The organism is Dokdonella sp. (assembly GCF_019634775.1).
In the GTDB taxonomy this organism is placed as follows: domain Bacteria; phylum Pseudomonadota; class Gammaproteobacteria; order Xanthomonadales; family Rhodanobacteraceae; genus Dokdonella.
This window is the reverse complement of the sequence record NZ_JAHCAS010000001.1, coordinates 1,975,404-1,999,410: the sequence shown is the minus strand read 5'-3', so window position 1 is coordinate 1,999,410 and position 24,007 is coordinate 1,975,404. Positions and strand designations below refer to the sequence as shown.

Here is a 24,007-nt window from a genome sequence, read left to right as displayed (position 1 = left end):
ATCTTGCGCGATATCTGAGGTGACAGCCGTCCTTCCGAGGATTGGATTGAATCCTGATTCACAGTGATAGCACGACCTATGCCAATGCAGCCGCAAGTTCCCGGCGGAGATCAATCACGTCTTCGACGCCCACTGAGAGACGAATCAGGCCGTCACTGATACCTAGCCGCTTGCGATTCGCCGCCGGTACCGATGCATGCGTCATGATCGCCGGATGCTCGATCAGGCTTTCCACACCGCCGAGCGACTCCGCCAACGCAAACAGGTGGCAGCGTTCGAGCATGCGACGCGCCTTGCGCAGGCCACCCTTCACTTCCACGGAAATGATGCCGCCGAAACCATCCATCTGGCGCTTGGCCAAGGCGTGTTGCGGGTGCGACTTAAGGCCCGGATAGATGACTCGCTCGATTGCAGGATGCTTCTCCAACCAACGCGCGATCTCGAGTGCGCCTTCGCAATGCGCGCGCATGCGCAGGTGCAGGGTCTTGAGGCCGCGCATGGCGAGGAAGGCATCAAACGGGCCGGCGACGGCGCCAACCGAGTTCTGCAGGAAGGCCATCTTCTCGGCGAGTTCCGCATCGTCGCCCGCAACAACAACACCACCGACCATGTCGGAATGGCCGTTGAGGTACTTGGTCGCCGAATGCAGGACCAGATGCGCGCCGTGTTCGAGCGGGCGCTGCAGCATCGGCGAGCAGAAGGTGTTGTCGACGACGAGGATCAGGCCGTGCTTGCGCGCGAAGGCACCGATCCTGGCGAGATCGACCAGCTTCAGCATCGGATTGGTCGGCGTCTCTGCCCAGATCATGCGCGTGTCCGGGCGCAGCGCCGCCTTCAGCGCATCCTTGTCGTTGAGGTCGATGAAGCTGAAATCGAGCCCGGCCGAGCGGCGGCGAACGCGCTCGAACAGGCGATAGGTACCACCGTAGAGATCGTCCATCGCGATGACATGGCTGCCCGAGTCGAGCAGGTCGAGCACGGTGGCCGCCGCAGCCAGTCCCGAGGCGAAGGCATAGCCCTGACGACCACCTTCGAGATCGGCAACGCAGCGCTCGTAGGCCATGCGCGTCGGATTCTGCGTGCGCGAGTACTCGTACCCCTTGTGCACGCCCGGGCTTTCCTGCACGTAGGTCGAGGTCGCGTAGATCGGCACCATGATCGCGCCGGTGGAGGGGTCTGGTGATTGACCGGCGTGGATCGCGCGGGTGCCAAGCCCCGTTCTCACATTCTTCTTCATGTCGAACTCACTGGATCATTCCTGGAAGGGGTTATTGCACGGTTTCCATTCGATGCTCGGGATGACTCCGGTACAACCAACGCGGCAACCCCTGCTTCGCGGCACGCGAATTGACCCACCGGGTGAAAAGGTACTGTCCGAGATCATGCTCCCGGTTGGGAACCTGCCGGAGAACCGCAGCGATCATCCCCGGATCGACGACCTGTGGTGGGAGATCGGGATGGACGTTCGCGGTGTAGCTGATCTCGACATCGAACCCACAGTGCTCCATCAGCATGTGGAGTTCGTGCCGCGTATATTCCCGGTTGTGACGACCGTATGGGCCGTAGCCGGAGTACTGGTCGTACATGTTGCGACCTTCGATGAACGCAATCACGTTCTCGAGTCTGGCCGCGTTGGGTGTTGTGAGCACCATGGTACCGCCGGGTTTCAATACACGTTTCAGTTCCAGCAGAGCCGCCACCGGCTCATTCGTCATGTGCTCCAGCACCTCGCAAAATATGACGTAATCGAACGATGCTGCCTCGTAGGGCAACTGTTCCGCCTCTACGTTGACATTTTCGAACGGCAGATCGATCGTCTCTTCGGTTCCGTCGAAACCGGGGAATACGAGCGTTTGCGTTCCGGACGAGGCTCCTGGCCCAAAATAGTTGACGAATGAAAGCTCAAGCCCCGGCCGGAAACGGCGCAGCAGCAACGTGGTGAAGTAGGGGTTGGCCCCGACCTCGAGAAGACGACCAGAAACACCAGCCGGGAACAGATCCAGAGTTCGCAGGAATCGCTCGAAATCGCCCTCCGCGTACGCCCGCAGCTCGCCGCGGGTACTGTTGCCAATCGATACTGCGGTGAGTGCATCAAGCAGCGCGTGACGCCCGAATCCATCCGGGTAAACCAAGGCCGGTTGGAAGCTGCGTGGATCCAACAGGCCCGTAGAACAGGACGCATCCATGGTCTGCGAAGGTGATCGTAGCGCACGCAGAAGCCTACCAATCACACCGCTCACTGCACCCTCCTCCGCAAATAATTCAGCAGATCAATTCGCGTGATCAACCCGAGAAACCTCTCGCCATCCATGATGATGGCGACATGCCCCGCGTCGAACACCGGCAGCAGGGCTTCGATCGGGGATTTCACGTCTAGTTTCTCGAGGCGGCTGACCATGGCGGTCGAGACGGGATCGCGGAACTTGGCTTCGTCACCGTAGACGTGCATGAGCACGTCGGATTCGTCGAGGATGCCGACGATGGCATCGCCGTCCATGACCGGAAGCTGCGAGACGTCGTAGAGCTTCATGCGGTTGTAAGCGGTGACGAGCAGATCCTTGGGCGACACGATCACGGTATCCCGGCGCGAGTAGGGGCGCAGGATGAGGTCACGCAGGTCGCCGTGGTGCTCGCGTTCGATGAAGCCGTTGTCGAGCATCCAGTAGTCGTTGTACATCTTCGACAGGTATTTGTTGCCGGTGTCGCAGACGAGCGTGACGACACGCTTCGGCGAGGTCTGCTCGCGGCAGTATTTCAGAGCGGCGGCGAGCAGGGTGCCGGTCGAGGAGCCACCGAGCACGCCTTCCTTCTCCAGAAGCTCACGGGCGGTGAGGAAGCTTTCCTTGTCGCCGATGGCATAGGCCTTCTTCACGCGCGTGAAGTCGCTGATCGACGGCAAGAAGTCCTCGCCGATGCCTTCGACCATCCAACTCGCCGACTTGTCGGAAAGCACGCCCTCGTTGATGTACTGGGCGAGGATCGAGCCGACCGGATCGGCGAGGATGAATTCGGTCTGCGGCGAATGCTCGGCGAAGAAACGCGAGAGCCCGGTCATCGTGCCGGACGAGCCGCAGCCGAACACGACCGCATCGACGCGGCCATCGAGTTGCGTGAGGATCTCGGGACCAGTGGTGCGTTCGTGTGCGAGTGGGTTGTCCGGATTGCCGAACTGGTTGATGAAGTACGCGCCGGGCGTTTCCTCGGCGAGGCGGGCGGCGAGATCCTGGTAGTACTCCGGGTGCCCCTTGGCGACATCGGAGCGGGTCAGCACGACTTCCGCACCCATCGCCTTGAGATTGAAGATCTTCTCGCGGCTCATCTTGTCGGGCACGACGAGGATGAGGCGATAGCCTTTCTGCTGGGCGACCAAGGCGAGGCCGATGCCGGTGTTGCCGGCGGTGCCCTCGACGAGGGTGTCACCAGGCTTGATGCGGCCGGCGCGCTCGGCGGCCTCGATCATGCTGAGGCCGATGCGGTCCTTGATCGAACCACCGGGATTGGCGCACTCGAGCTTGAGGAAAAGCTCGCAGCAGCCGGTATCGAGACGCTGCGCCCGAACCATCGGTGTGTTGCCGATCAGTTCAAGCACGCTGTTGTGGACGGGCATGCGGACTCCGCGCGGCGGGAAACCCGCGGATGATAACCCAGCCTGCAACCAGCGATTTTCCGTAGGAGCGGCTGTAGGAGCCCCTTCAAGGGCGATGCTTCCTCGCATTCGGAGCGCGTACCAATCGCCCGTAAACGGGCTCCTACGAAAGCAACCGCACGCAATCGGGGACTGGCTACGCCTGCCGACGCGTTTCCCACATGTGCGTCAGGCGGTCCTTGGCGCGCAGCTTTTCCTTCTTGAGGGTGTGCAGGGTCACATCGTCCAGCGGCAGCACGCCGAGTTCGGCGTTGCGCACCTTGCTGTCCAGCTCGCGGTGCTTGTGGAACAACTGGCGAAACTCGACATCGCGGTGCATCAGGGATTCAACGGCTTCCTGATCGTGCTGCTCGAACATCGACCTGACCTCCTCTCGGTGGAAAAAAGCGCAGCCCCCACGGTGCGACGTCGCTGGGACGTCGCACCGTGAAGGTGCGGGACGATGGAACATGACGCGAAATGGCCCGGACGGGATTCGGGCCAGCCCGGCCTCAAAGCACAGTGCGTGCGACGCGGGGACCATGAAGGTCGGCGACACGGCTGGGGCGCCACTGCCAGGCACCCGACCATGAAACCCCGTCCCATCGGGAGGTGACGGCGGATCCACGGCGGCAGGTACTGAGCTCATGGGCTGGGCTTGTCCCATGCAGGCCAGAGAAACCCCGGATCGCATGGGGGAGTGAAGCTACTCCTTTGCCCCGCGATTCGCAACAGAATATGGATTTAACTCGTAAGCTCTTGTTATTCAAGGAGAATAACGACCACTCTGCGATTCTTGGCTCGACCATCAGCGCTGTCATTCGAAGCCAGGGGGTGGTCGGAACCATGGCCGACCACGCTGATCCGCGCGGCATTGACTCCGGCCGCGACCAGGGCATCGCGCACCGATTCCGCGCGCTTCAGCGACAGGGCACGATTCGCCTCGACCCTTCCGCTCGCATCGGCATGCCCCTCGATGCGGATCGATTTCGCCGGCTCGCGATTGACAAAGGTGACGATGCCGCCGAGCGCCTTGCGTGCTGCCGGACGCAGGGTTGCCCGCCCAGTGCCGAACGCTTCGTCATCGATCGTCATCTGCAAGCCATCGGCGACCGGCTGCGGCGACTGGTTCTCAAGCCGCGTGCGCATCGCGGCATCGGCCAGCTCGCGCGCGAGCTCGGCCTCCTTGCGACTCAGCTCCGCCTCGTGCGCCTGCGCGTCCAGCAGGCGCCGCGATTGTTCGACTTCCTGCTTCGCCGATGCAGTGGCCTCTTCCTCGCGCTGGCGTGCCTCCTCGGCCTCGCGCGCGGCGCGCTCCGCCTCCTCGGCCTGGATCTGCGCCCGCAAGTGCTGGTGTTCGAGCTCGCGCCGCGCCTGCTCTGCCTCTTGGCGCGCGGCCAGTACAAGCAGGCGATCGTGTTCGCGCTGGAGTTCCCGATGCTGCTGGTCGAGATCGCCTACCTGGGCTGCAGCCCAAGCGATGTCGACCCGGTGTTCAGCCATGTAGAGAGCGTGCACGCGCTTCTTGCCGCGGCGGTTCTGGAGCAGGTCGGCCAGCGCCACGCGCGCGGCGGCAATCTCGCTGCTGGCATGGGGGGCGAGCTTTGCATCAGCCTCGAGTTGGACCAGACTGCGTGTGAGCCTCTCGTGGTCGACATCACGAGCCGCGGCCGGCGCGCTGTGGACGATGAGCGCGAGACACACGAACAGGGCACCGAGTCCGCATCTCATTGCTCCCCCTCCCCGGTCATGTGCAGCGTGCGCGCGACCTCCTCGTTCCGCCGCTTCAGTTCCTCCACAGCTTCGCGGCGTTTGCCGAGGCGCGCCTTGAGCGTGGCGAGTTCGCTGTTGACCGCCGATTCCGCGGCCAGTCGGCTGGCGAGCGCATAGTCGCGCTCATCGACGGCAACCTGGGCCTGATCGAGGCGTTCCTCGGCAAAACGCAGTTCCAGCGGCGCATAGGTCGAGGCACCCTCGGTGCGTGCCGCGCGCAACTGCGACTGGGCCGGGCCAAGCAGATCCGGTGGTGGCCGCTTGGCGGCCCAGGCTGTCGATACGGCGAAAAGCAAAATCACGACCGCCGCATGGATTTTCGGGCGACTTGGTGTCATAAACGCGCTCTGTACGAACGGGTACGGCCTATTGTCCGAACTCGACGGCACTTTTGGCAACGACGCAGCCGCCGCACGCGTCGCACGGGGGGAATCGTACTGATGGATATCGGCTATTTCCTGAAGCTGATGACCGAAAAAGGCGCGTCGGACATGTTCCTTACAACCGGCGCCCCGGTGAACATCAAGGTCGAGGGCAAGCTCTATCCACTCGGCAACACGGGCCTGCCGGGCGGCATGGTCAAGAAGATCGCCTATTCGCTGATGGACGAAGGCCAGGTGCCGCAGTTCGAGCGCGCGCTCGAGCTGAACATGGCAATCGCGGTCAAGGATGCCGGGCGTTTCCGCATCAACGTGTTCAAGCAGCGCGGCGAAGTCGGCATGGTCATCCGCGCGATCAAGAGCGAGATTCCGACGATCGAACAGTTGCGCCTGCCGCCGCTGTTCAAGGAACTCATCATGGAGCCGCGAGGGCTGATCCTGGTGGTCGGCGCGACCGGTTCGGGCAAGTCGACCACACTGGCGGCAATGATCGACCAGCGCAACGCCAACACCTCCGGGCACATCCTGACCGTCGAGGACCCGATTGAATACCTGTACCGGCACAAGAAGTCGGTGGTGAACCAGCGCGAGGTCGGTCTCGACACGCACAGCTATCACGAGGCGCTCAAGAACGCGATGCGCGAGGCGCCCGACGTGATCCTGATCGGCGAGATCCGCGATGCCGAAACGATGGAAGCGGCGATCTCGTTCTCTGAAACCGGCCACCTCTGCCTCGCCACGCTGCACTCCAACAACGCCGACCAGACCCTGGAGCGCATCCTCAATTTCTTCCCCGAATCGGCCCATCGCAACATCCTGATGAACCTCGCGCTGAATCTGCGTGCCGTGATCTCGCAGCGCCTCGTCATGGGCAAGGACGGGCGCCGCCTGCCGGCGGTCGAGGTCCTGCTCAACACGCCGCTGATCCGCGACATGATCCGTCGCGGCCAGATCCATGAAATGAAGGAAGCCATGGACCGCAGCCTGCAGGAAGGCATGCAGACCTTCGACCAGGCCCTATACGCGCTCTACAAGGAAGGCAAGATCGAACTCGAGGAAGCACTTTCGAAGGCCGATTCGCGCGACGGCCTGGCACTCAAGATCCGTCTCGCCGAGGGCGGCGAGACGCCGCTGGACGAAGGGTTCGAAAGCGCGCATTTCTGAGGCAGCCGGGTCGCCCCCGGAATGCCCGTGTTCGCAGGCGGTTTTCGGCGCGGCTCCCGCCGCCCTACATCGCCTGCGCAAACGAAGCCGAGCGCTCGTCGGCGAGCATTGGCTTGTCCGCTTCGCTCAGGGCGACGTCGATGACCAGGCTGCTGATTGCCTGGAGCAGCAACGTACCGTTGCGCAATCGCACACCCGCGCCGAGACGACGCATTTCCGTGGCGAACAACTGCAGTGCTTCCCGATACTCGGCCAGCCCGTCGCCCGAATCGCCGTAGGCTGCCCACAGCGAGCGCCAATGGCGGTGAAAATGTCCCGCCAACTGATGCAGCGCTGCCAACGCTGGATGCTGCGACACTTCGCCGAGGACGAAGGACAACTGGTCCTGGATCTCCCAAGGCGTCATCACCGATGGCACGTTGAAGGATTCGAGACGAAGCGCCGCCGGCACGACGCCAGGGGCAACGTGCTGCGGTCGCCAACCAGGGAGATTCACCGTATGGGGGCGTCCAGAAGCGATGAGGTTCCACAGTCCCGGCCCCCCCACCGAATCAGCGACGAGATGAACGCGGGCCGCGTCGGTCGAGTTGACGACACGGTGCAGATTCCAGGTATCAAAGATCCAGCACTCGCCCGCTCCCATGTGCACCGAATCCTCGCCGCAATGAAAGCTCACATCCGGTTGGGTGATGATCGGCACGTGCACGCGCATGTGGTCGCGCCAGTAGTAATCGATATCGACATGGGCCGTGACTTCCGCCTGGCCCGACAGGCGCATCAGCCGGCTGCGGCCCCACACGCCGCCGATCGTCGCCAGAACCTGCTTGAGGTACGGACAGCGTTCGAGCTGGGGCGTCGGGCGCATCCTGCCGCGCACGGAATCGCTCTGCGGGTTTCCGTTCTCGGCAATCAGCGGCATTGCCGAATTGCCGGGGAACCCCTGCGGGTGCGGGCGCCATGCCGATTCGCCGAGCGCCTCAATCTCGGCCGCAAGCGCAGGCGCATCGAAGGACACGGGCAGTTGGAGGAACGGAACCTGGAGTTTCATGGCCTGTCGGCGAACCACGCTCTGACTTGGCTCGCATCATAGCAAGCACATGTTTGGCCCGCCCACACGAGGCCGACTCAAAGATCTGACTTCCAGCGGGTGGCAATGCGACAATGTCGGGCGTGATCCCGCCACGCTTCTGCCCATGATCATTTCCAGGCACCGTCGCTTCATCTTCTTCGCAGTGCCCAAAACAGGCACGCACTCGGTACGCCGCGCCTTGCGTCCGCACCTTGCCGAGGATGATCTCGAACAGGTTGGCCTGTTCGTTCAGAAGCGATTTCCATTCCCGGAGCTCAACGCCATCGGGCATGGCCATCTCAGCGTGCGCCAGGTACATCCTGTGCTCGGCGCGGAAACATTCGACAACTACTTCAAATTCGCCTTCGTGCGGAACCCTTTCGATCGGTTCGTTTCCTACTGCGCGTTCATGAGCCGCCAGACCGGGAGTTTCGAGGTGGCACCGCAGGCGTTCATGCGCCACATCGTCCGGGATGCACCGCCGTGGCAGCACGTGCTGTTCCGCCCCCAACACGAAATGCTCGTCGATGCAGCTGGCAGGGTCGCGATGGACATGCTCGGCAGGGTCGAGAACATGCAAGCCGACTATGACCGCATATGCGGCCACATCGGCATCCCGTCGACGAAACTCGAGCAGGTCAACGCTTCGCGCCATCGTCCGTACATGGAATACTACGACGACGAGTTGCGCTCGCTTGTTGCGCGCATGTATGCGCGCGATTTCGAGTTGCTCGGCTACGACGCAGATGGCCACGCCGATACACGCTGACCAGGTCAGACGGTGTATCCCCAACGCTCGATATGCGGCCGCAATACCGGGATTACCGGATCAAGATAGTTCCGGTAGCGCTCCCAGCGCGCGACCCCCTTGCGGTTCACCGGCTCGATCACCTGGTGGTAACTCGGAGTGGCGATGTAGCCCCTCTCCTTGGCACGCTCATGGAAGTTGATCATGCGCTCGTCCCACGGCATCCCGAGGAAGTCGGTGATGCGTCGTGACTGTGCTTCGATATCGTCGACGACGTCTTCGTAGCGGAGATCGACAACATCCGGTTTCAGCACGGCCGCCTGATCGACCCAGAAATCGAATGTGTCAGCATATCCTCTGGCGGTCGACGCGAGAGTCGAGGTCAGTGCGACGTAGGCAGGCGTGCGGAACGTTTGCATGAAGTTGCTGAGCACGACATCGCAGGGGTGTCGGAGGGCGAGAATGATTTTCGCTCGCGGAAACAGACGGGAAATCAGCGGTAGGCGCAGGATATTGAGCGGATTCTTGTCGACGAGCCGCTTGCCTGGTGGTATTCGCGCGCGCCTGCGTACGAGGTCCCAGTAGCGTGAGCGCAGCCGCTCAGCCTGCTCTGCGTCGAGTCGCGCGATGTCCTCGGGATAGGTCATGCGCATTGCACGCAAATCGTCAATGACGTCCTGGAGGAAGGCACGTTCATCCATGCCCGCCAGCGCCGGATGCGCATCGAGCATCGTTTCCAGCATCGTCGTACCCGAACGCGGGAAGCCGACGACGAAGATGGGTGATTCCTCGACGGATGGTTCGGGCAAGACCGTCCATGCCGCCCGCTCATCGGCACTGATGCGGAAACGCGTAATGTCTAGCGGATCAGCACCCGCTTCGAGCCATTTCGGCGAACGCTCGCGAAGCTCGTCGAGCTGCGTCGCATGGGCGCGCTGGAACCAGTCCATCGCTGCCGCAGTGTCTCCGCGCTTGTCGTGCAGGCGACCGATTGCGGTGAGCAGTTCGGGATTTCGCCGCGCGGCGACCGGATCGAAAACGATCTCCTCATGCAGACGCAGGGCGAGATCGAGGTCGCTTCCGCGCGCGGCGATGTGGGCGCGAACGATTCTCACGTCCTCGGTGACAGCCTCGCGTGAGGCTGCCGAAGGATCGATCCGCGCCAGTTGCTCACGAGCTTCGTCGACACGGTTGGCACGCTCAAGAAATGCAGCCCTGCGCACCTGAATCTTGGGATGTCCCGGAAGCATGCGGGCGGCAAGGTCGATGGCGCGCTGCGCATCATCGGCCTGTCCCAGCTTGGCGAACTGCCAGCCGATGTTTCCGAGCGACAATGGATCGGAGGCCGCCCATTGCTCCCACCCCTCAAGCAGGGATTCCGCCGCGCTCGCATTGCCATTGGCGAACTCGGCATTGGCGGCCTCTGATCGGATCGACGCGTCGAGCGGTGCCGCCTGCACCGCCCTCCGCAGTGCTTCGCGCGCGGCCTGGAATTGACCAGCGTCGAGCGCAAGCAGCCCGAGGTTGAGCAAGGCGTTGGCCTCATGCGGGTCGATCTCCAGAGCACGTTCGTATGCCTCGCGTGCCCCTTTGGAGTCGGCAAGGGCTCGACGCACGCTGCCGAGATTGATCCAGTGAGCCGTCGTCCCGGGATGACGCATGGCGAGTTGCTCGAATATCGGCAATGCCTCGCGCGGACGCCCCTGAGCCTCGATGCTCAGCGCCAGCAACAGGAGCGGTGTCTCCCCACCGGGATCGCTTTTCAGCCACTGGCGGCTGATCGATTCCGCATCGGCGGCTCGACCACTTTGCAATGCCTGGTACGCCGCTTCGAACATCGGATATCCGTGGAGCGTGAGGGAGCACGAGTATCACGCGCCCCACCATCGGCCACAAGCACCATGAGCCACTGCACGGGAGTTCGCAAATCGCAATGATGCGGGCAAAAAAAACCGCGCGGCTTGCGCCGCGCGGCCTTGGATGGAGCGATACAGCGTCGGCTTAGAACTTCACGCCCACGCGCGCCCAGTAGTAGCGACCCACGACGTCGTAGGTGCGCTCGTCCGTGTTGCCGTTGAAGCCGTAGTTCCACAGCATCGGTGGCTGCTTGTCGAACACGTTGTCCACACCAATATCGAAGCGCGTATTGATCACATCCGCGTTGTAGCCGAACGTCAGGCTGTGGACGGTTGACGAACCGATGCGGTACGAGTTGTCGGCCGGATCACCGCTCGGGGCCACCACGTTGGAGCCATCACCGGCAACGGCGTAGTCACCGAAGCGGGCGGGACCGACGAAACGTGCACGCCAGCTTGCGTCGAAGTCGCCAAGGCTCCAGCTCAACGCACCAAGGGCACGCCAACGCGAGTAATTGCCGTCGCCACCCGTGGCGGAAGACGTGTACGTACCCGCACGGTGGTAGCGCGTGGTGATGTCGCCGGCCAGCACTTCGACGTCATACTGCGCCACGTAGGTCGTATCGAGCGAGACGCGGAAATTGCCGATCGGAGTATCCGGCAGACGGTACTTGACGCTGAAGTCGACGCCCCTCGTGTCGACGCGACCGATGTTCTGGGTCAGGTTGTTCACGAAGTTGATGTCGCCGGTGCCGCCGGTCTGCGTATCACGAGTGAACAGGTTGCAGAAACGGCCGAACTGGAAGCACTGGTCGATGATGACTTGGGTGCCGATCTCGCCGATCGTATCCTTCAGCGCGACCTTCCAGACATCGACCGAGGTCGACAGGCCCGGCAGCCAGCTCGGGTCGTAGACCACACCCCAAGTGAAGGTCTTGCCGACTTCCGGCTTGACCAGCGGGTTCGAGCCATACAGCGCCTGCGTCTGCTGCGTGGTCTGCGTGAAGCCCGGGCTCAGGCCGGCGCAAGCCGGGTTGGACAGACGCGGATCGTTGGCGGTCAGGTTGCGGCAAGGATCGACATACGTATCCGCGCTCGGGGTGGTGCCGCCATACAGGTCGCCCAGCGTCGGCGAGCGGAACACCTCTGCGATCGTGCCGCGCAGCATCAGGTCGTCCATCGGACGCCACTCGATGCCGATCTTCGAGTTCGTCGTGCTGCCGAAGGCGGAATAATCGGAGTAGCGCGATCCGAGCGTCACATTGAGGGACTTGGCGAACGGCAAATCACGCAGAACCGGGACGAGCAACTCGGCATAGAACTCTCGCACGCTGAGCTCACCCTTGGCCGGCGAGGCGCAGGCGTCAGTGAAGGTCAGGCAGGTACCCTCTTCCGGATTGGTGATCGTCGAAACGAAGTCCGGCTGGTCGTAGGCATAGAGCTTGCGGTACTCGCCGCCAACGGCAACGCCGACCGCACCGGCGGGAAGCTCGAACAGGTCGCCGGTCAGGTTGAACTGTGCGGTTTTCAGCGACGTGTACGAATGTCCGCGCACGGTGACTGCAAGCTGATCGAGTGCCGCGCGACCGATTGCACCGGCCGGCGTCGACGGGTCGAGGTTGAAGATATTGATCGGCGTGCAGTTGGCAATGATATTGCCCGGGGTGCCGCAGTAGGCGACGCCGTCCTGGATGAACGACGGGCCGAGGGCCGGAGCGAGACCCGGCAGATAGTAGTAGCCGGTATTCGCCGTATCCTGCGAGGTGCGTGCCCATGTAATGCCCGCATCCCACTGCCAGGTGTCGCCGAAACCACCGCGCAAGCCGGCATTGATCTGGTCGGCCTGGGTTTCGAACATGCCTTCGCGGTTGCCGCCGGTAACGTCGCGCAGGCCGCCGCTGGTGATGTCGACACCGAAGGGGTTGTACACGCTCTGGCCAGAAATCGGACCGCCAAGCTGGGAGAGGATCAGCGGCAGCGGCGCGATGATGTAGCGCGAGCGCGTCTTGTTCGAGAACGCCTCGACATAGGCCTCGACGTTGTCGGTGATGCGGTAGTTGCCGGTCACGAACAGGCCGCCGCGTTCCTGCGGGGTCAGCTCAAGGTTGTACGGCGAGTAGTCGTAGGTGTCGTTGTTCGCACCACCACCGACGTAGCAGCGGTAATCCGACGCCGATGCGCCGTAGGAGCCGTTGATCGGCACCACGCTGACGGTGGCGCTGGTACCCGGACAGTTGATGCCATTGGCGACGGCCGTTGCGCGCGGGATGACGAAGCGGCCGCCCGGGATCGAGCCTGAGCCGAGCACGTAGATCGTGCCGAAATAGTTGTACAGCGGCGGCGATGAGAAATCGCGATCGCCCGCCCAGACCGGTTCGGTCTTGTTGTAGTTTGCACCAACGATGATGCCGCCACGGTCAGTGGTGTGACCGATGGTCATCGTGAAGCCCTTGCGTTCGCCGTCGTCGCGATCGGAGATGCCGTAGTCGACGGCGGCCTCGATGCCGTGATAGTCCTTGCGCAGGACGAAGTTGACCACACCGCCAACCGCATCGGAGCCGTAGATCGCCGAAGCGCCATCCTTGAGGATGTCGATGCGTTCGATCAGATTGAGCGGAATCGAGTTGACATCGGCATAGGCCAGGCGACGGCCGTTGACGAGGAGCAGGGTGCGCTGCGAACCAAGGCCGCGCAGGGAAATGGTCGAAGCGCCGTCACCACCACCGTTGTTGACCGACGGGTTGGTCGCCGCGCCGGCGATCGACGGGGATTCCTGGATGAGGTCGCCAACTGTGAGCTTGCCGCTCTTTTCGATGTCGGCCTTCTCGATACTGAACACCGGGCTGGCGCTCTCGATGTCCACGCGACGGATGCGCGAGCCAGTGACGACAATGGTCTCCAGCTTGTCTGTGCCTGACTCCCCGCCCTGCGCAAAAACCGGGAGGGAAGTCAGACCCACGGCGGCCGTGGCACCGGCGTACAACGAGAGCCTCACGGCCTTCAGCAATTCATTGTTCTTCATACTCATCAACGCTCTCCAACGTTCGAGTTTGGTTCTCGGGGACCACGCGCAGCGCGGCCAAGGGGGGGGGGCGGCATCACTGCCTGCGTTCTCGCTGATCCTTGTTCAGTCTTGACGGGTCTTCGAATGTCCGGCCGATACTAACAACTTTCTCACAGCGGAGGGAGCACCGAACCTTGGGGGTGCCGTGATCAATCCCGCAATGGCGTCATGGGATTCATCAGAACATCCTCAGGGCGCGCTTGTGCCGCTGCACAACACGCGACGTTACGATCGCGGCCTGCTCCCAAGCAGCAGCGACGCGCCATCGGACTGCGCCGAACAGATCGAGACGGCATGGCGACACAGCGGGAGAAAAGCTGCAGTGACGGCCGTGCGACACGGAGCAGGAGGCCTTACAAGTCCTGGCGGTATTGCACGTAAGGCATGCGTGCCTGATTCGAATCGGCTTCGCGTGCATTGCCGTGATCGAGCGGCAACGACCACAGGTTCTGTGCGCCGACGCTGAGTTCGGCACGCCACGGTGTGCGCCAGGAGACGCCCAGATCGATGCCGCTCCAGCGACGCGCGCCGGCAATGGCTGGATCATCGGCGCTGATGACGTGACCGACGATGCTGCCGCGGATCGAACCCGCGGCAACGCCCAGCCCGAGACTCATCTGGTTCAACTCGATGCCGCCCCCCGGCACGCCGTACCAAAGCGGCACGGCGTCGGCGCGACCGACTCCGGCGGTGAGGTCGAGGCGCGGGCCCTGCGCGAGACGCCAACTGCCGCGCGCCGACAGCATCAGCGATGAATCGAGGCGCCAGGGCATGCCGCCATCCAGGGTCAGCAAAGCCATCCTCGCAGCCAGCGGATCGGTCGCAGCCATGACGGCCGACGGCTCACCGGTTTCCAGCCACGAAAGGCCGAAGGAAAAATCGACCGGGCTCGCACCAGAAGAGGTCCAGCCGGCACCGAGCGAGGCCCCGAGCGCCTGCGTGGACGGCTGCGACGACGACCACAGACATTCGGCAGCCGAGCAGTCGAGCAGTCGAGCCAGAGGCGACGACAGGACAGGGGTAACGCCGATCAGGAGGTCGGTACGCAGGCCATGGCCGGGATTCCAGCGCAATCCGGTCGAGAACAGGGCCGTCGCGTCGATGATGCGCAAATCCGACAGGCCGCCGAATGCAGGTGCCGGCGGCAACGCCGGCGCACCCGAATGCGGCGCGAGGCTGGCGATGGCCAGCAGGCGCCCGTCATCGCTGGCCCACAACGGCACGACCTGGGACGAACTGCCGGGGGCGCTCGATGTCCCCGGTGCGATCAGTCCCTCGAATGAAACTGGATGCTCTTCGTTCGCGAGCACGGGCAACGGCGCCTGCGCTGCGGCGAGCAGCGGGCTGAAGCAGGCGAGCGTGGCGGCGAAGCGAACGAACACGGTATCTGGATTCCCATCCTGCAGCGGTGCTGTGACTGGCGTTGCCGGAGCGAGTTCCCGCCCCATCGCAAAGACACCTGGGCCGGGATCATACGCGCATCCGCGAGCGGCCGACAACGAAATGCTCACATTCCCGGCGAACCTGATCCGGCTTGTCACGCATGCCGCCCCCGCAGCCTGTTTCGGGACGCCCCTCATCGATCCCCTTGCTGAAGGGGCTCTCCTATTGAGGCCTGGCCGGAGCCGGGGCAACGGAGTCGGCGAAGACCAGCCCGAGATCGACACGGTCGAGCCTGTACTGACGATTGCAGAATTCGCAGGTGATGCCCATGGCACCGTCCGCGTCGAGCGCCGCCTCACATTCCACGCGACCGAGCGCACGCAGCATGGCGGACACGCGCTCAGTCGAACAACTGCAAGCGAATCGCAACGGCCGGCCGGGTTCGAGGCGCACCTGCTCCTCGTGGAACAGGCGAAACAACAGGGTCTCCACTGGCAAATGAAGGAGTTCGTCCGTACCAAGCGTGGCCAGCAGATGGCCGACGCGATCCCAGGCATCGGCATCACCCAGCGCCGTGCTGCCGCCTTCACCGGCCAACGGCTGCAGGATCATGCCGGCACAGCGTCCGCCATGCTGGGCCAGCACGATCCGGGTCGGCAACTGCTCGGACTGGGCGAAATAGCCCTCCAGCGCGCCCGCGAGCCCGGAAGTCTCAACCGCCACGAGACCCTGGTAGCGGGTCGCGGTGCGCGAATTCTCGATCGTGATGGCCAACTGCGCCGACGGCTGGCGAATGTCGATTGCGGTGGCAGGTACCTCGCCTTCCCAGCGCACGATGCCGCGCAGGCCGCCGTCGTCGCTGCATTCGGCGAACAGCAGACGCGGCACGCCCCCGCTGCGCAACTGGATCGACAGGCTGCCCTCGAACTTGATCAGGCCGGACAACAGGGCGCTGGCGGCCAAGGTCTCGCCAAGCAGGCGGGCGATCGATGGCGGATAGTCGGCTTGCCCCAACAGTTCGGACCAGGCCGATTCCAGCCGCACCAAGCCGCCGCGCACGCCGGCGCGCTCGAGTCGGAAGCGATGCAGGGCGTCGTCAGCCTGGCTCATCGGAAGGATCCATGCATGGGAGTGCGTCAGATGGTGGCTGCGCAACGGTCGCGCAAGTCCTGCGCCGCCTCCCGGAGGAGGTCGGCCGACACCCACACGGACGGGTTTGGGCTGTAACATCCGGCGGCCATCGATCCATCGGTGGCCTGGACACCCCGGCAGGACGCCCACCCGACGGACGCCCATCGTGCGCCGCTCCCCGGAGTCGAAACTTTGAATATGTCCTTCTTGCACCGCAAGGCGCTCGTTGCCGCCCTCGCCTCGATCCTCGCCCAGACCAGCGCCGCATCCACCGATCCGCGCGTCGTCGTTCCAGCCGAGATCGCCAACCCGCAATCCATCGAGGCCGGCCTGCCGAATCCGAACCTGCTGATGTTCCGCGCGGGCAGCTACGACCCGCTCAGCCAGCGCCTCGACCTCGGCGCAACCGCCAATCCGGTCGCGACGGGCACACGCTATGCGATCGTGCAGTTCCATGCGCACGAACTCGACGCCGGTCGTCGCAAGCTCGAGGCACAGGGCATCGAGTTCGTCGGCTACATCCCGAACAATGCCTACTTCGTGCGCCTGAACGGCCACAGCCTCGATACGGTCAGGGCCAATGTGGCGGTGCGTGCCGCCGAGTTCCATGCGGCCGGACTCAAGATCGATCCGCGCCTGTGGTCCACCCAGCGTGACCAGCTGCAACAGCAGGTTCCCGAAGATGCGGTGCGCGGCGACGAACTGCTCGACATCGTCGACATCCGCGCCTTCGCCGGCGAATCCTCGATGGCCATTGCAGCGACACTCGAGAAGCTCGTCCCGGACGTTCGCATCATCCAGCGCAGCGTGCGTGCCAATGCTTTGCCTTACGTTCACGCCGGCGTATCCCGCGGCCGACTCGACGCGCTGCTTGGCGCGGCGAGTTCCATCGATGGCGTAGCCTCGATCGAGCCTTGGGTGCCGACGGAGACCGCTAACGCCGGTGGTGTCGGCGCACTCCAGGGCAACGCGACCACGGCCTGCAGCGGCAACGGCGCGGTCTGCGGTCCTGCCCCGCTGTGGGCGCAGGGGATCATCGGCACCGGCCAGATCGTTGCGGTCGCCGACTCCGGCACGACGCCCTGGGCCGCCTGGTTCACCACCCTCGACAAAGGCAGCGGCGCGCTGACGGAGATCACCCTCGCCGACAACCCGCCACCGGACCTGCCAGCGACAGGCAATCTCTATCCGGACCGCAAGATCGTCGCCTACTGGCGACAGCCGGGAAATAACGTCGATTACGACTACACCTCGGGTCACGGCACGCACACCTCGGGCACGGTTCTAGGCGATGCCGCCGGCACATTCGGCGCAAACACCTACGTCGCCTCGACACCGACACTGCCGAACCACGAGAGCGCAGATGGCATGGCCCCGAATGCGCAGCTCATCATGCAGGACATCGGCGGCACCAGTGCATCGGCGGTCTACGTCACCGACTTCGCCGGTACCCTGGAGCAGGCCTATGCCGGTGGTGCGCGCGTGCACAACAACAGCTGGGGCGGGGCGACCGCCGGCGTCTACAGCGGCAACGACGTCAATGCCGATCGCGTGACATGGAGCAACGAAGACCTGCTGGTTGTCGTCTCGGCCGGCAACGACCGACCCGGCGCGACCCAGACCGGTTCACCGAGCAACGCCAAGAACGTGCTTTCGGTGGCCGCGCTCGGCCATGCCGGCGCAACCAATGTTCCAACCTACTCGAATCGTGGACCGGCAGCCGACGGACGCATCAAGCCTGACATTGCCGCGCCGGGAACGAGCGTGGTTTCAGCAGCACGCACCACGGCGTTCAGCGCCGTGCCGACGCAGCCGAACACGGCGACCTTCACCGGCACCTCGATGGCCGCACCGACCCTGAGCGGCAATGCCGCGCTGGTCCGCCAGTATTTCGCCGACGGTTTCTATCCACGCGGCGAGCGTACCGCTGACGACAGCTATGACCCGAGCGGCATGGTCATGAAGGCGGTGCTGATCAATGGCACGAATCCTCTCGGCGCGCCGAACTGGCCGAATGCCGACAGCGGCTGGGGTCGGGCGTGGCTCGACGGCAACCTGTGGTTCAAGAGCACACTGGGCGGGGGCGACGACAGCCGCCGTCTGCGCGTGTTCGAGCGCACACAGGCAAGCGGTCTGGTGACCGGCGAGGCTCACGAGTACGCGCTCGGCAGCGTCGCTGCTGGCAGCGAACTGCGGGTAACGCTGGCCTGGTTCGACCCTGAGGCCAGCGCGGGTACCGCGGTCGCCCTGATCAACAACCTCGACCTCGAGGTCGTCGCTCCCGGCAACATCGTCTACAAGGGCAATGTGTTCACCTCCGGCGTGTCCTCGGCTGGCGGCACGGCCGATGCGCGCAACACCGTCGAGCAGGTGCGCCTGATCGCACCGACCGCCGGTGGCTACACCTTGCGGGTCAAGGCGCTCGCGGTTCCGGGCAATGGCCGTGCCGGTACCGACCGGCAAGGCTATGCGCTGGTCGCTTCCGGCAACTTCGGCCTGCCCGACCCGACTCCGCTCGCCGCACCGACCACACTGGTCGCCGCATCGAACGACAGCAACGGTGTCGCCATCGGTTTTGCCGGCAGCGCAGCGCAGGGCTTCCAGCTCTATCGCGCGAACGGCACCTGCGCCAGCGCAGATGCCGGCGACTTCCGCCTCGTCGCCACTGGCGCAGCCTCGCCGCTCGTCGACACCCTGACCCAGGGTGGCTTCAGCTACGCCTACAAGGTCCGTGGCGTCGCCAATGACGTCGAAGGCCTGGTTTCAGCCTGTTTCGACGTCGTTTCCGCCGACGACTGCACGCTGCTGCCGTCGATCGCCGGCAGCGCGTTCATCGGCGAAGGTGCGAATGCCAGTTGCAGCGTGAGCCTCGGCTGGCAGGCGGTAACCCCAGCCTGCCCCGCATCCGCTGCCGCGACCTACTCGATCGAGCGTGCGACCAACCCGTTCTTCAGCAGTCCGAGCGTGATCGCCACCGGCGTGGTCGGCACCAGCTTCGTGGATACCGACGTCGTCAATGGACGCGCGTATTTCTACCGGCTCACCGCGACCGACACCTACGGCAATTCGTCCACGCCGTCGCCGGTCATCAATGTGACCACCAGCGGTGCCGCAGGCCCGGATCCCTCGATGTTCTTCGACAACGTCGAGAACACGGCCTACCTCACGTTCGAGCCGGGCTGGGGGATCAGCAACCAGTTCGCATCCAATGGCAGCCACAGCTACCACACGGGCGGCGCGGCGCCGAACCACGACAACATGCAGTGCACGAGCATCGAGACGCCGGAGCTGACCGTTCCGGCCAACGGCGAACTCACGTTCATGGCCCGCTACAACCTCGAATACCAGTGGGACGGCGTGGTCACCGAGATCTCCACCGACGGCGGCGCCACCTGGGCCGACCTGCCCCCGGATGGCGACTACCCGACCGTGTTCAACACCGGCTCGACGGGCATCATCAATGCCTGCGGCTTCGCCAACGGCAAGGGCATCTACAGCGGCGTGACGACGGCCGCTTCCAACGGTGACCCGAACAACGGCTCCGCCACACCGGTGTTCAAGCCCTTCTCCGCCGGCCTCGCTGCCTATGTCGGCCAGAACGTGAAGATCCGCTGGCGCCTTTCGTCCGACCCCGGTCTGAACTATTCGGGCTTCTTCCTCGACGAGGTACGTATCGGCGATTCGTCGATCCTGTTCCGCAACGGTTTCGACTTCGATCAATACATGTGCCAGTGATCCGCATGCGGTGACTCCCGGGCGCCGGTGCGGATGTGCCGGCGCCCGCTTTTTTTCGAGGAACGACTCCTGCGCGCCACGACCAACCGCCCGTTCCGGCGCCGCCTGCTGCGCTGGCTGCTGCTGGCAGCATTCGGCTGGCTCGCGGCCAGCGTGCTGCTGGTCCTGATCCTGCGGTTCGTGCCGCCGCCGACCTCGGCCTTCATGCTCGGGCGGACGCTCGAGGCGATGCTGGCCGGCGAGCGCGACTTTCGCCTGCACTACCGCTGGACGCCGATCGAGCACATGTCCGTCGAACTGCCGATCGCGATGGTTGCCGCCGAGGACCAGAAGTTTCCGCACCACCGCGGTTTCGACATCGACGCCATCCAGGCAGCCATGGCCGAAGCCGGCGAAGGCGAACGCCTGCGCGGCGCGAGCACGATCAGCCAGCAGGTCGCCAAGAACCTGTTCCTGTGGAGTGGACGCAGCTTCGTACGCAAGGGACTCGAAGCGTATTTCACCGTCCTCATCGAAGTGCTGTGGCCGAAGCGGCGCATCCTCGAGGTCTATCTCAACATCGCCGAGTTCGGCGACGGCGTCTACGGCGTCGGCGCCGCCGGCGAGCGATATTTCAAGCGCGGACCCGAAGCGCTCGACGCGCGCCAGGCCGCCCTGCTGGCTGCGGTACTGCCGAATCCACGCCGGCTGCGCGTGGACGCTCCCTCGGCCCATGTCGAGCGCCGCGCCGCGTGGGTCCAGCGTCAGGTCCGCCAGCTCGGCGGCCCGGCCTATCTCGCCCTCCCGTAGGAGCCCCTTCAGCGGCTCCTACCGGGCATCCCGCGATGCAAGGCCATCCGCATCGGTTAGCATCCCGCCACCACCACCAATCCGATCGTCATGCAGCACCTGACCGTCGTCGTCCCTGCCTACAACGAGAGCGAAAGCCTGCATGCGTTCCATGCGCGACTCGCCACGGTATTCGATCGCCTCGATCTCTCCTGTTCGGTGCTGTACGTCGACGACGGCAGCCGCGACGATACCTGGCCGATCATGTGTGAGCTCGCCGCTGCCGATCCGCGCGTTGCGACCCTGCGCCTGTCGCGCAACTTCGGCAAGGAGCTGGCGCTGACCGCAGGCCTCGACCATGCCGACGCCGATGCCGTGGTGATCATCGATGCCGACCTGCAGGATCCGCCCGAACTGATCACCGAGTTCGTGCGGCACTGGCGGGAGGGTTTCGACGTGGTCTACGGCACGCGCGCCTCGCGTGCCGGCGAGACGCACCTCAAGAAATTGACCGCAACCGCGTTCTACAAGGTCATGGGTCGCCTCAGCGATACCCCGGTTCCGCGCGATACCGGTGACTTCCGCCTGCTGTCGAAGCGCGCGCTCGACGCGTTGAAGCAGGTGCGCGAGCGCCAGCGTTTCATGAAGGGCCTGTTCGCCTGGGTCGGTTACCGCCAGAAGGCCGTCGTCTATGCGCGCGACCCGCGCTTCGCCGGCACCACGAAGTGGAATTACTGGAGGCTGTGGAACTTCGCCATCGAGGGGATCACCTCGTTCTCCGGTGCGCCGCTCAAGCTGGCCACCTACCTCGGCCTGGGTGTCGCCGCGTTCGCCTTCGTGTTCGGGTTGTGGATCGCCATCAAGGCCCTGCTGTTCGGAGACGCGGTACAAGGCTATCCGACCATCATGGTGACGATGCTGTTCCTCGGCGGCGTACAGCTCATTGCGCTGGGCGTGATCGGCGAGTACCTCGGCCGGCTCTACCTCGAAGCGAAGCAGCGCCCCCTTTACCTCGTCGATGAGTACCGGCCACCGCGGTAGGAGTCCCTTCAGGGGCAATGCTTTTCCAATGTGCCGGGTAACGAAAGCATCGCCCCTGAAGGGGCTCCCACGGAGATACCCGACCTTGTAGGCGGAGCGTTTCCTACTACACTCACCCCTTCGGCATCGCCTGCCGGTGCCGCCCAGTCGTGGAGGTCGCCATGCGCCAGGTCAAGCATCTACTCGCCGACAAGGGTTCCGTCGTCCACTCGGTGTCGCCGGCGGCGCCAGTCATCGATGCCATCCGCATGATGGCGGAGCACCACGTCGGCGCCTTGATCGTCATGGATGGCCAGCGCCTCGCCGGCATCGTTTCCGAACGCGACTACGCACGCAAGGTCGTGCTCAAGGGACGCTCGTCGTCGGCCACGCCGATCGCAGAAATCATGACCACCGAGGTCGTCACGGTGAGTCCGGAGGACAGCGTCGACCACTGCATGCGCCTGTGCACCGAGCGTCGCGTGCGTCACCTGCCGGTGGTCGATGCGGACCGTGTGGGCGGTGTTCTGTCGATCGGCGACCTGGTCAAGGCGGTCATCAGCGAACAGACCGAGCAGATCGAACAACTGCAGCGCTACATCGCCGGTTGAGCCGGCGCATCGGGCTGGTTCTCGGGTCGCGCCGCGTCGAAGGCGGCGAGCCCCAGGCACTGCTGGTCGATGCGCTCGATGATCGGGAACTCACTCATGTCGACGCCGAAGCGGCGCGCGTTGTAGACCTGCGGCACGAGGCAGACGTCGGCCAGCGTCGGCACATCACCATCGCAGTAGAGACCGGTGGAGGCGCTTTCCGACAGCAGCGCCTCGACGGCGCGGAAACCCTCGACGATCCAATGCCGCGTCCAGCGGTCACGCTCGACCTGCGGCGTGGCGAATTCGCGTTCGAGGAACTGCATCACGCGCAGATTGTTGAGCGGATGGATGTCACAGGCGACGACCTGCGCGATCGCCCGCACCCGGGCACGGTCACGCGCCGTCGACGGCAACAGGCTCATGGTGCCAGCATGAACCTCGTCGAGGTACTCGATGATCGCCAGCGACTGGCGGAACACGCGCGCACCGTCGAGCAGGGTCGGCACGAACCGCTGCGGATTGACCTCGCGGTATTCCAGGGCGTGCTGCTCGCCGCCATTGGCGACCAGATGCACCGGAATGATCTCGTACGCCAGTTGCTTGAGATTGAGCGCAATGCGCACGCGCCAGGCCGCACTCGAACGCCAGTAGCTGTAGAGCTTCAACGACGTTGCCATTCCCCCTCCCCCATCGCGTTCGCGCGGGGTTCAACCCGGCGTGTACGCGTTGATGATCTGGTCGATCGCACCGAAGATTGAGCGGCCGCACGCATCGGTCACATCAATGCGCACGCGGTCACCGAAGCGCAGGAACGGCGTCGAGGGCTTGCCATCGCGCAGCGTTTCCACGGTCCGCTGCTCGGCCAGGCACGAAGCCCCCTTGGTCGTATCCTCGTTGGCGATCGTACCTGATCCGACGATCGTGCCGGCAGTCAGGGGGCGGGTTTTCGCAGCATGGGCGATCAGCTCGGCGAAACTGAACTGCATGTCGACACCGGCCTCGGCCTCGCCGAACCATCGGTCATTGATCCAGGTGCGCATCGGCAGGTGCAGCTTGGCCTCGCGCCAGGCCTCGCCGAGTTCGTCCGGTGTGACCAGGACCGGCGACAGGGCGGAACGTGGCTTGGACTGCAGGAAGCCGAAGCCCTTGGCCAGCTCGGCAGGGATCAGGCCACGCAGCGACACGTCGTTGACCAGCCCGACGAGTTGGATGTGCCCGGCTGCGCGCGCGGCATCGCTGCCCATCGGCACGTCGTCGGTGACGACGACGACCTCGGCCTCGAGATCGATGCCCCAGTCCTCGCTGGCGGCCAGGATTGGATCGCGTGGCCCGAGGAAGCCGGCGCTGGTCGCCTGGTACATCAACGGATCGACGTAGAAGCTCTCCGGCACCTCGGCACCCCGGGCGCGGCGCACCCGCTCGACGTGCGGCAGGTAGGCGCTGCCGTCGACGAATTCGTAGGCGCGCGGCAGCGGTGCGGCGAGCGCAGCCATGTCGAGCGCGAACGCGCCATCGGCCTTGCCGGCGTTCAGCGTTTCCGACAGCGCGTTCAAGCGCGGCGCGGTGTTCGACCAGTCGTCGAGCGCTGCCTGCAGCGTCGGCGCGATGCCGCCCGCGCGCACGGCGCGGGCAAGGTCACGGCTGACCACGATGAGCGTGCCGTCACGGCCGCCCTCCTTCAAGGAACCGAGTTTCATG

The 24,007-nt window shown here is 64.4% G+C and carries 19 protein-coding genes; 6 read left to right on the top strand and 13 right to left on the bottom strand.

The features are described from left to right. Positions 1-76 precede the first annotated feature (76 nt). The 6 genes from KF907_RS08620 to KF907_RS08595 form a co-directional block, all read right to left on the bottom strand. Positions 77-1,237 (bottom strand): trans-sulfuration enzyme family protein, encoded by a 1,161-nt coding sequence (locus KF907_RS08620; RefSeq protein ID WP_291219776.1) that lies wholly within the window; start codon positions 1,235-1,237, stop codon positions 77-79. Positions 1,238-1,268: 31 nt separating this feature from the next. Beyond that, a complete protein-coding gene (locus KF907_RS08615) occupies positions 1,269-2,240 on the bottom strand; it encodes a class I SAM-dependent methyltransferase (RefSeq protein ID WP_291219774.1) in 972 nt (323 codons plus the stop codon). Further along, positions 2,237-3,607 (bottom strand): pyridoxal-phosphate dependent enzyme, encoded by a 1,371-nt coding sequence (locus tag KF907_RS08610; protein WP_291219773.1) that lies wholly within the window; start codon positions 3,605-3,607, stop codon positions 2,237-2,239. Before KF907_RS08610 ends, KF907_RS08615 begins: the two co-directional genes overlap by 4 nt. Before the next feature lie 175 nt (positions 3,608-3,782). Then, positions 3,783-4,004, bottom strand: a complete 222-nt coding sequence (locus tag KF907_RS08605) for a YdcH family protein (RefSeq protein ID WP_291219771.1) — start codon at positions 4,002-4,004, stop codon at positions 3,783-3,785. Between the two features lie 383 nt (positions 4,005-4,387). Beyond that, positions 4,388-5,356 (bottom strand): OmpA family protein, encoded by a 969-nt coding sequence (locus KF907_RS08600; protein WP_291219769.1) that lies wholly within the window; start codon positions 5,354-5,356, stop codon positions 4,388-4,390. Continuing rightward, on the bottom strand, positions 5,353-5,700 hold the full coding sequence (locus KF907_RS08595) for a DUF4398 domain-containing protein (protein WP_291219767.1): 348 nt from the start codon (positions 5,698-5,700) through the stop codon (positions 5,353-5,355). The genes KF907_RS08600 and KF907_RS08595 overlap by 4 nt, the downstream gene beginning before the upstream one ends. A gap of 138 nt (positions 5,701-5,838) precedes the next feature. On the opposite strand from KF907_RS08595, the gene KF907_RS08590 reads away from it, so the two are divergent. Continuing rightward, positions 5,839-6,942: a PilT/PilU family type 4a pilus ATPase gene (locus KF907_RS08590; protein ID WP_291219766.1), complete on the top strand. Its 1,104-nt coding sequence runs from the start codon at positions 5,839-5,841 to the stop codon at positions 6,940-6,942. Positions 6,943-7,006: 64 nt separating this feature from the next. Here KF907_RS08590 and KF907_RS08585 read toward each other — a convergent pair whose 3' ends face one another. Beyond that, complete coding sequence (locus KF907_RS08585) at positions 7,007-7,990, bottom strand: aspartyl/asparaginyl beta-hydroxylase domain-containing protein (RefSeq protein ID WP_291219764.1); 984 nt, start codon at positions 7,988-7,990, stop codon at positions 7,007-7,009. 145 nt (positions 7,991-8,135) lie between these two features. Here KF907_RS08585 and KF907_RS08580 point away from each other — a divergent pair, with 145 nt between their 5' ends. Beyond that, positions 8,136-8,780: a sulfotransferase family 2 domain-containing protein gene (locus KF907_RS08580; protein ID WP_291219763.1), complete on the top strand. Its 645-nt coding sequence runs from the start codon at positions 8,136-8,138 to the stop codon at positions 8,778-8,780. A 5-nt stretch (positions 8,781-8,785) separates the two neighbouring features. Here the strand turns inward: KF907_RS08580 and KF907_RS08575 are convergent, their stop codons facing one another. The 4 genes from KF907_RS08575 to hslO all read right to left on the bottom strand — a co-directional run bounded on the left by KF907_RS08575 (position 8,786) and on the right by hslO (position 16,172). Beyond that, positions 8,786-10,597: a tetratricopeptide repeat-containing sulfotransferase family protein gene (locus tag KF907_RS08575; RefSeq protein WP_291219761.1), complete on the bottom strand. Its 1,812-nt coding sequence runs from the start codon at positions 10,595-10,597 to the stop codon at positions 8,786-8,788. Positions 10,598-10,760: 163 nt separating this feature from the next. After that, a complete protein-coding gene (locus KF907_RS08570) occupies positions 10,761-13,643 on the bottom strand; it encodes a TonB-dependent receptor domain-containing protein (protein WP_291219760.1) in 2,883 nt (960 codons plus the stop codon). A 389-nt stretch (positions 13,644-14,032) separates the two neighbouring features. Further along, on the bottom strand, positions 14,033-15,061 hold the full coding sequence (locus tag KF907_RS08565; RefSeq protein WP_291219759.1) for a hypothetical protein: 1,029 nt from the start codon (positions 15,059-15,061) through the stop codon (positions 14,033-14,035). Positions 15,062-15,284: 223 nt separating this feature from the next. Then, positions 15,285-16,172: an Hsp33 family molecular chaperone HslO gene (hslO, locus tag KF907_RS08560; RefSeq protein ID WP_291219758.1), complete on the bottom strand. Its 888-nt coding sequence runs from the start codon at positions 16,170-16,172 to the stop codon at positions 15,285-15,287. 219 nt (positions 16,173-16,391) lie between these two features. Here hslO and KF907_RS08555 point away from each other — a divergent pair, with 219 nt between their 5' ends. From KF907_RS08555 to KF907_RS08540, 4 genes are all read left to right on the top strand, one after another. Then, positions 16,392-19,928 carry a S8 family serine peptidase gene (locus KF907_RS08555; protein WP_291219757.1) on the top strand — a complete coding sequence of 1,179 codons (3,537 nt, stop codon included), beginning with the start codon at positions 16,392-16,394 and terminating at the stop codon, positions 19,926-19,928. Between the two features lie 33 nt (positions 19,929-19,961). Continuing rightward, positions 19,962-20,717: a monofunctional biosynthetic peptidoglycan transglycosylase gene (gene mtgA / locus KF907_RS08550; RefSeq protein ID WP_291219756.1), complete on the top strand. Its 756-nt coding sequence runs from the start codon at positions 19,962-19,964 to the stop codon at positions 20,715-20,717. Positions 20,718-20,807: 90 nt separating this feature from the next. Continuing rightward, positions 20,808-21,737 (top strand): glycosyltransferase family 2 protein, encoded by a 930-nt coding sequence (locus KF907_RS08545; RefSeq protein ID WP_291219755.1) that lies wholly within the window; start codon positions 20,808-20,810, stop codon positions 21,735-21,737. 161 nt (positions 21,738-21,898) lie between these two features. After that, a complete protein-coding gene (locus KF907_RS08540; RefSeq protein ID WP_291219753.1) occupies positions 21,899-22,327 on the top strand; it encodes a CBS domain-containing protein in 429 nt (142 codons plus the stop codon). On the opposite strand, the gene maiA is transcribed toward KF907_RS08540, so the two are convergent. Then, a complete protein-coding gene (maiA, locus tag KF907_RS08535) occupies positions 22,312-22,986 on the bottom strand; it encodes a maleylacetoacetate isomerase (RefSeq protein ID WP_291219751.1) in 675 nt (224 codons plus the stop codon). The two genes, KF907_RS08540 and maiA, sit on opposite strands and share 16 nt — an antisense overlap. A gap of 30 nt (positions 22,987-23,016) precedes the next feature. Beyond that, complete coding sequence (locus KF907_RS08530) at positions 23,017-24,006, bottom strand: fumarylacetoacetate hydrolase family protein (RefSeq protein WP_291219749.1); 990 nt, start codon at positions 24,004-24,006, stop codon at positions 23,017-23,019. Position 24,007: the final 1 nt, after the last annotated feature.